This window comes from Salinihabitans flavidus, from assembly GCF_900110425.1.
In the GTDB taxonomy this organism is placed as follows: domain Bacteria; phylum Pseudomonadota; class Alphaproteobacteria; order Rhodobacterales; family Rhodobacteraceae; genus Salinihabitans; species Salinihabitans flavidus.
Window position 1 is genome coordinate 37,596 of sequence record NZ_FODS01000028.1, and the last position, 7,711, is coordinate 45,306.

Annotated in this window: 6 protein-coding genes and 1 tRNA gene; 6 read left to right on the forward strand and 1 reads right to left on the reverse strand. The window is 63.4% G+C overall.

The features are described from left to right. Positions 1-24 precede the first annotated feature (24 nt). A complete protein-coding gene (locus BMW66_RS16905) occupies positions 25-2,220 on the forward strand; it encodes a primosomal protein N' (protein WP_245729528.1) in 2,196 nt (731 codons plus the stop codon). Between the two features lie 30 nt (positions 2,221-2,250). On the opposite strand, the gene BMW66_RS16910 is transcribed toward BMW66_RS16905, so the two are convergent. Next, positions 2,251-3,309 (reverse strand): YeeE/YedE family protein, encoded by a 1,059-nt coding sequence (locus BMW66_RS16910; protein ID WP_093120185.1) that lies wholly within the window; start codon positions 3,307-3,309, stop codon positions 2,251-2,253. Positions 3,310-3,457: 148 nt separating this feature from the next. Between BMW66_RS16910 and BMW66_RS16915 the strand changes: the two genes are divergently transcribed. From BMW66_RS16915 to BMW66_RS16935, 5 genes are all read left to right on the forward strand, one after another. Further along, positions 3,458-4,681 carry an MFS transporter gene (locus BMW66_RS16915; RefSeq protein ID WP_245729529.1) on the forward strand — a complete coding sequence of 408 codons (1,224 nt, stop codon included), beginning with the start codon at positions 3,458-3,460 and terminating at the stop codon, positions 4,679-4,681. Positions 4,682-4,684: 3 nt separating this feature from the next. Continuing rightward, positions 4,685-6,028, forward strand: coding sequence for an MATE family efflux transporter (locus BMW66_RS16920; RefSeq protein ID WP_093120188.1), 1,344 nt, complete (start codon positions 4,685-4,687; stop codon positions 6,026-6,028). 55 nt (positions 6,029-6,083) lie between these two features. Next, complete coding sequence (locus tag BMW66_RS16925; RefSeq protein WP_093120189.1) at positions 6,084-6,953, forward strand: 50S ribosomal protein L11 methyltransferase; 870 nt, start codon at positions 6,084-6,086, stop codon at positions 6,951-6,953. Between the two features lie 308 nt (positions 6,954-7,261). Next, complete coding sequence (locus BMW66_RS16930; protein WP_093120191.1) at positions 7,262-7,444, forward strand: hypothetical protein; 183 nt, start codon at positions 7,262-7,264, stop codon at positions 7,442-7,444. A gap of 189 nt (positions 7,445-7,633) precedes the next feature. Then, a tRNA-Asp gene (locus BMW66_RS16935) sits at positions 7,634-7,710 on the forward strand. Position 7,711 lies beyond the last annotated feature (1 nt).

A 7,711-nucleotide genomic window follows, 5' to 3' on the forward strand; every position in this document is an offset into this window, starting at 1 on the left:
ATAACGCGGGAGCCGGAGCAAGTCTTGGATGAGCCGGAATTTTTTGACGAGGGCGCGCTGATCGGCGTGCTGACCACCCAGCCGCTGGACCGGGTACTGGACTATCGCGCGCCCGAAGGTGGCTGCTGGCAGGGAGCCTTCGTCGAGGTGCCGCTCGGGCCCCGCAAGGTGATGGGAGTGGTCTGGGGGCCGGGGCGCGGCAACTGGGATCCGGCGAAGGTGCGTTCGGTGATCCGGGTGCTGGATGTGGCGCCCATGCGGCAGGAGATGCGCGCCTTTCTTCAGAGGGCGGCCGACTACACGCTCACGCCGCTTCCCGCGATGCTGCGGCTGGCGACACGCGCGCCGGGACTGGGCAATCCTCCGTCGATGCGCAAGGTCTACCGGCTGGGCGATGGGACGCCCGATCGGGAGACGGAGGCGCGCCGCCGCGTTCTGGACGTGCTACGCGAGTACGGCGGGCTGGCCTTTACCCTCAAGGAGCTGAGCGAGGCGGCGGGGGTGTCGTCTTCGGTGGTGAAGGGTCTGGTAAAACAGGGGGTGGTACGCGAGGAGGACAGCCCGCGCGATCTGCCGTTTCACCATCTGGACCCCGGTTTCAGTGGCAAGACCCTCACCGACGATCAGCAGGTGGCGGCGGAGCAGCTTTGCGACGGTATTCGGTCGGGAGGCTATGGCACGACCTTGCTGCGCGGCGTGACCGGATCGGGCAAAACCGAGGTTTACCTGGAGGCCGTGGCGGAATGCCTGCGGCAGGGGCGGCAGGCGCTGGTGCTTCTGCCCGAGATTGCGCTGACGGCGGAGTTTCTGACGCGGGTGCAGGCGCGGTTCGGGGCGCAGCCTGCCGAATGGCATTCGGGTGTGACCATGACAGAGCGCCGGCGCATCTGGAAGATGGCGGGGCAGGGTGGTGTTCAGCTTGTCATCGGGGCGCGGTCGGCGCTTTTCCTGCCGTTCCGCGATCTTGGCCTGATCGTTGTCGATGAGGAACATGACAATTCCTACAAGCAGGAAGATGGTGTTCTCTATAACGCGCGTGACATGGCGGTTCTGCGCGCAAGCCTGTGCGGGGCGCAGGTCGTGCTCGCCTCGGCCACGCCGTCACTTGAGAGCTGGGCCAATGCGCAGGCGGGCAAATATGCGCGGCTGGAGTTGACGGCGCGCTTCGGGACAGCCGTCTTGCCCGAGATGCGGGCGATCGACATGCGGGCAGAAACCCTGCCATCCGGGCGCTGGATTTCGCCCAGCCTGCAACGGGCGGTTCAGGCGCGGGTCGCACGCGGGGAGCAGGCGCTTTTGTTCCTGAACCGGCGCGGCTATGCCCCGGTGACGGTCTGCCGTGCCTGTGGACACCAGATCAACTGCGATCATTGCGATGCGTCGATGGTTGAACATCGTTTTCTCAAACGGCTGATGTGCCACCAGTGCGGCGAGACCAAACCGATGCCGGAGACCTGCCCGGAGTGTGGGGCCGAAGGTCGGCTCGCGCCGGTGGGCCCCGGGGTGGAGCGCCTCGCCGAAGAGGCGGATGCGCTTTTTCCCGATGCGCGACTGGCGGTGCTGTCCTCGGATCTGTTCGCCTCGGCCCGCGCGTTGAAAGAGGGGGTGCGGGCGATTGCCGAGGGCGGCGCGGATGTGGTGATCGGCACGCAGCTTGTTGCCAAGGGGCACAATTTCCCGAACCTGACGCTTGTGGGTGTGATTGACGCCGATCTGGGGCTTCAGGGCTCGGATCTGCGCGCGGCCGAGCGCACGTTTCAACTCATGCGGCAGGTCGCGGGGCGCGCCGGCCGGTTGGAAAAACCGGGCACCGCGCTGTTGCAGACCTATCAGCCGGAACACCCGGTGATCCGGGCGATTCTGGCGGGCGACGAAGAGGGGTTCTGGCGCGCGGAGGCAGAGGGGCGGCGTGTGGCGGGGGTGCCGCCCTATGGTCGCATGGCGGGTATCATTATCAGTTCCACCGACATGCAGGAGGCATTCGACGCGGGCAACCTGTTGGCGCGCAACGATGCCCCATTGCGCGCGATCGGTGCAGAGGTGTTTGGCCCTGCCCCTGCGCCGATTGCACGCATCAAGGGACGGCATCGCGTTCGTCTTCTGGTGAAAGCGGGCAAGGGCGTGGCGCTGCAATCGGCACTGACCAAATGGGTCGCGCAGGTGAAGATCAAGGGCGATATGCGGCTGGCTGTCGATATCGACCCGCAAAGTTTCTACTGAGCGGGCCGATCCCCGCCTTGTTTTCCGGCGTCAGGCGACGACTGTGCGGCGTTGATCCACAACGAAGTCGGTGGCCATTGCGCCCACCCACATCGCAAAGAGCGCAAGCCAAGCCGTGCCTGCGAAGATGGACCCTCCGGTGACGCCCGCGCCAATCGCGCAGCCCCCTGCGAGCATTGCGCCAAAGCCCATCATGACCGCCCCTGTCATTGCCCGGCGCATGTTGCCTTCGCTATCGAACCCTTCGAACTTGAACTCCCCGGTCAGCCAGGCCGCCAGAAACGAGCCCAGAACGACCCCCGGCACCAGTCCGATGTCAAACTGCAGAACCGCGTTGAGATCGAGAACGAACATCAACGTGTGCGCCGATGGGCCGGAGAAGGTGATGCTTTCGATCTGTACCGGGTCAAAGGCGACCTGGCTCAGCCCGAAGGTGAAGACATAGCCGACAGCCACGGAAAAACCGACGCCGGAGGCGAATACCAGACGTCCTGTACCGATCCGGTTGCGACGTGAGATGATCAGCGCCAGAACGGCGATGGCAAGGCCGAGTATCAGCCCGCTTTCACGCGGCAGGTGCAGTGCGGTCAGCAGATCGAGATTGCGGCCCCCTTCGGTGATCCAGAGTGCGGCGAGCCGGTCACGCAGCGGCGCGAGCCAGCCGGAAAGGCTCATCTGCGCCACCACGGCAAATATCAGCCCCGAGACCAGAGAACGCAGGTTGCCGGTCGCCGCCAGCACCAAAAGACGTCCCGAACAACCGCGCGCCAAGACCATGCCGACGCCGAACAACAGCCCGCCGATGATTGCGCCGGACCAGCTTCCCGGCACCGCCATCATGCGGGCCTGCCCACTGTCCATGAGGCCCAGAAGATGCGCCGCCTGCACCCAGACAAGCGCTGTGGAGAAGGTGAGCAGCCAGACCGAAACGCGCGGGCCCATCTGCGCACGGGCGAATTCCACGGTTGCCGCGCGCAGGCAAAAACGCGAGCGTTGCGCGGCGACGCCGAAGATCACCCCGGTCACGAGTCCCAGAAGCGCCGCAGTGGGCGCCTCATCAATGTTTTCCACGAGCGTCAGGATATCCATGCCGCGCCTCGAATCATGTGCGAATTTTAAAAATTTGTAGGGGGGTGGTGAATTCCTGCCTTGATTCAGATCAGGCCGAGCGCGCGCGGGTCTGTTTTGGCTCGCCATTTTTTCAGGGCGGGCGTATTGAGGTCACATGTTAACTAAAATGACCCTCGACGAGTCCCGGAACTTGCCGCTTTGGCGGCGGCCCGTGGGGCTTTTGTTCCTGATGGCCGTGGGGATGCCGATCGCGTTCGCGACGTGGAACGCGCTGCTCAACAACTTCGTGGTTGAGGTTGCCAACTTTGACGGGTCGGACATCGGCTGGCTTCACACGGTGCGCGAGATTCCGGGGTTTCTGGCCGTTGGCGTGATCGCCATCATCATGTTCATGCGCGAACAGGTGCTCGGTCTTGTGTCGCTTATCCTGCTGGGGGTGGCGACGGCGCTAACCGCACAATTCCCGACGCTCGGCGGTATCCTGACGATCACCATGCTGAGTTCCATAGGTTTTCACTATTTCGAGACGGTGAACCAGTCCCTGCAACTGCAATGGCTGCCGAAAGAGCGCGCTCCGCAGATCCTCGGCCTGCTGCTGGCCGCGGGATCGGGGGCGACGCTGGTGGCCTATCTGCTGATCGTGATGACGTGGGAAAGCCTCGGGCTGAGTTACGATTTCGTCTATCTCGTCTCGGGCGGTGTGACGGTGCTGATCGCGGTTCTGTGTTTCGTGCTTTATCCGCAGTTCGAAAGCCCGGACCCGCAGATCAAGACAATGGTGTTTCGCCGCCGCTACTGGCTCTATTACGCGCTGCAGTTCATGTCCGGCGCGCGGCGGCAGATCTTCGTCGTCTTCGCCGGGTTCATGATGGTGGAGAAGTTCGGCTTTCAGGTGCATGAAGTCACGGCGCTTTTCCTGATCAACCTTGTTGCCAACATGATCTTCGCGCCGCTTCTGGGCGGAGCGGTGGCGCGTTTCGGTGAGCAGCGGACACTGGTGGCCGAGTATATCGGACTGGTGATCGTGTTCTTGGCCTATGGCGGCATCTACTATTTTGGCTGGGGCGTGGTGCTGGCGGCGTCGCTCTATGTGGTTGACCATATCCTGTTCTCGCTCGCACTCGCGCTGAAGACCTATTTCCAGAAAATCGCCGATCCAAGGGATATCGCGCCGACGGCGGCGGTCGCCTTTACCATCAATCATATTGCAGCCGTCGTCCTACCCGCATTGCTTGGGTATGTCTGGCTTGTCTCACCCGGCGCCGTCTTCATGCTCGCCGCAGCCATGGCGGGGGTGTCGTTTCTGCTTGCGCTTCTCATCCCCCGGCATCCAGAAAAGGGAAATGAAACACGCCTAAGCCTTTGGATGGCACCAACCCCGGCGGAGTAGCGAATGCAACGACGAGGACGGTTCCTCGACGGGTCCACAATGGGCCATGTGGCGCGCATGACCCTGACAGGTGCAATGGGCATCACCTTCGTTTTCCTTGTCGATCTGGCCAATCTGTTCTGGCTGTCACAGATCGGGGAGCCGATCCTGATCGCGGCCATCGGGTTCGCCTTTGCCATTCAGTTCTTCACGGTGCAGATCGGGGTCGGGTTGATGATCGCGGCCACTGCGGTGATCTCTCGCCGGATCGGCATGGACGATCCCGAGCGCGCGCGGCATGAGGCCACTGCCTCGGCGGTGCTGAGCGTGCTGGCGCAGACAATTGTGACGGTGCTTGTCGTCGTGTTCCGCGTGCCGCTTCTGGAGTTGGTCGGGGCGACAGGCGAGACGCTGGCTCTGGCTTCGCGCTATCTGCTTATCTCGATGCCGTCGCTGATCATCATGGCTGCCGGCATGGCGGGACAGGGCGCGCTTCGGGCCGAGGGCGAGGGGCGCCGATCGATGTATGTCACGCTGACCTCCGGGGCGGTGGCGATGATGGCCGATCCGTTTCTGATCCTCGGGCTGGAGCTGGGGCTCGACGGGGCGGCCTGGGGCGTGGTGCTGTCGCGGGTGGTGATGGTCGTTCAGGCGCTGCGCTTCGCGATCATACGGCACGATCTTTTCGCGCCTCCCGCGCTCTGGGCGGTGCGGCGCGCGGCGCTTCCGTTTGTCGCCGTGGCGCTGCCCGCGATCCTCACGCAGATGGCCGCGCCCTTCGGAAACTACCTGCTGACCGGGGTGATTGCCGGCTTTGGCGATGCGGCCGTGGCGGCGTGGGCGGTGGTCAACCGCGTCACCGTGGTTGCCTTTGGGGGAATATTCTCGCTTTCCGGAGCGATCGGGGGGATCTTCGGTCAGAATTACGGCGCACGCCTGCACGACCGGCTGCGCATGACGTATCGCGATGCGATGATGTTCTGTGCGGCCTATACCTTCACGGCTTGGATGCTTCTGCTCGTGAGCATGGAATACGTGATCGACGGCTTTGGCCTGCCTCCGGACGGAGCCGAGGTCTACAAGGCGTTTGCACGCATCGGGGCGGGGTCGTTCATCTTCATCGGGGCGTTCTTTGTGTCCAACGCGGCGTTCAACAATCTCGGAAAGCCCGGACGCTCCACCCTTGTGAACTGGCTGCGTGACGGCGTCTTGATTCTGCCGGCCGCCTGGTGGCTGGCTGATCTGGCGGGTGCGCCCGGGGTCGTTTACGCGCAGGCCCTTGTTGGCGGTGTGATGGGGATCGTCTCGGCGCTCTGGGGGTGGTGGTTTCTGCGCCGCTTCGACGCGCCGCCTGCGCAGGGCGCTTGACGCCGATCGTATCTGGACATAGGCCGCTTGCACCCTTGACCCCCGGAGCGCTTTCATGCCGACCTTTACCGCCCTGACCACCCTCGCCGGAAAAGACGAGGCCTACCGCCTCGCTGAGGCGATGGAGCGCCTGACGCCGGAACCGACCGGCGTTGGCGTGATGGAACTGGAGGACGGGTCCGGCCTATGGGAAGTGGGTGGCTATTTCACGGAGGCGCCTGACGAGGCAGGGCTGGCGCTTCTGGCCGTTAGTTTCAGTGCAAAGCCCTTTGCGGTGTCGGAACTGCCCGAGGTGGATTGGGTCGCCCAGGTGAAGCGCGAACTCGCCCCGGTCGTGGCCGGGCGCTTCTTTGTTTATGGCAGTCACGACGCCGACAAGGTTCCGGCCGGGGTCGAGGCGCTTCTGATCGAGGCGGCGATGGCATTCGGGACTGGCCACCATGGCACGACTCTGGGATGCCTGCGGGCGCTGGACCGGCTGGCGACCGGGGGGGTTGTCGGTGAGAATGTGGCCGACATCGGCTGTGGCACCGCAGTGCTCGCGATGGCTGCGGCGCGCATTTGGCCGAACCCGGTTCTGGCCAGTGACCTTGATGAAGTGGCGGTCGAGGTGGCACAGTCCAATGTTGTCGCCAACGAACTGCAAGGGCGTGTGATCTGTCTGGAGGCCGCCGGGTTCGACCACCCCGACATCCGCGCCCGCGCCCCATTCGATCTGATCTTCGCCAATATTCTGAAGGCGCCGCTGATTGCGCTGGCCGGGGACATGAAGCGCCATGTCGCGCCTGGAGGCTATGCAATCCTGTCGGGTCTTCTCCATGAGCAGGCCGATGAGGTCGTGGCGGCCTATGCGGCGCAGGGGTTTCGCGTTCACACGCGCGACGAGGTGAATGAATGGGCGACGCTGACCCTTCAAATGTGCTGAGATTGGGGCGGCGCGCCCCATGTGTGCGGGAAATACGGCGAATTTCGGACATTTTGTGACAGTTGCCCTAATTTTGCCACAATTTCACACCATTGGGGCCATGTTTGGTGGGGGCCAAACGTAAGGCTGCAGTCATGTCTGACACATTTTCTGACTTTTACAGTCGGCTGGATCGTATCGACAGGATACGCGGCCGTCGCTCGCGCTTTGGTCGTCGATCCACGCGAATTGATCGTAACGGCTGCCTTGTCATTTCGTCCCGTCGCCGCAGCATGTTCAGGGGACGCATTCCCTGGACAGGACTGATAATGATCGCCTGCGTGTCCTTTGGCTTCAAGGCTGCGCTTCTGGTCAACATGGGGACCGAGGGCTATCAGGAGCGTCTGAACGGGGTCGAGACGAGTACCACATTGGGCAAGTTCAACATGTGGACGCTTCAGGCCGACCCGATCTCCCTTTTCGTGGCAGATTTCATCAATCAGCTTCGCTAACGTTTGACGGCTCTCACGGGTCGTTGGGTGTGCCCTTGTTCGGTCGTGGGCAGACAGATTTCCCGAAGCTGTCAAAGAGGTCGGCGGAGCGCGAACAATTTTGTCAGGAGCGTTTCATATCTGCTTGACGCCGTGGGCGCGCACGCCTAAACCACCGCTCACGCTCGGGCCTGCCCGGGCTGGCAGTGAGCGGTTGTAGCTCAGATGGTTAGAGTACCGGCCTGTCACGCCGGGGGTCGCGGGTTCGAGTCCCGTCAACCGCGCCAC

Bases quoted from the DNA above. Each gene is read 5' to 3' on its own strand.
- BMW66_RS16915 (WP_245729529.1), top strand. From the start codon at position 3,458: ATGACCCTCGACGAGTCCCGGAACTTGCCGCTTTGGCGGCGGCCCGTG.
- BMW66_RS16910 (WP_093120185.1), bottom strand. From the start codon at position 3,309: ATGGATATCCTGACGCTCGTGGAAAACATTGATGAGGCGCCCACTGCG.
- BMW66_RS16920 (WP_093120188.1), top strand. From the start codon at position 4,685: ATGCAACGACGAGGACGGTTCCTCGACGGGTCCACAATGGGCCATGTG.
- BMW66_RS16930 (WP_093120191.1), top strand. From the start codon at position 7,262: ATGATCGCCTGCGTGTCCTTTGGCTTCAAGGCTGCGCTTCTGGTCAAC.
- BMW66_RS16925 (WP_093120189.1), top strand. From the start codon at position 6,084: ATGCCGACCTTTACCGCCCTGACCACCCTCGCCGGAAAAGACGAGGCC.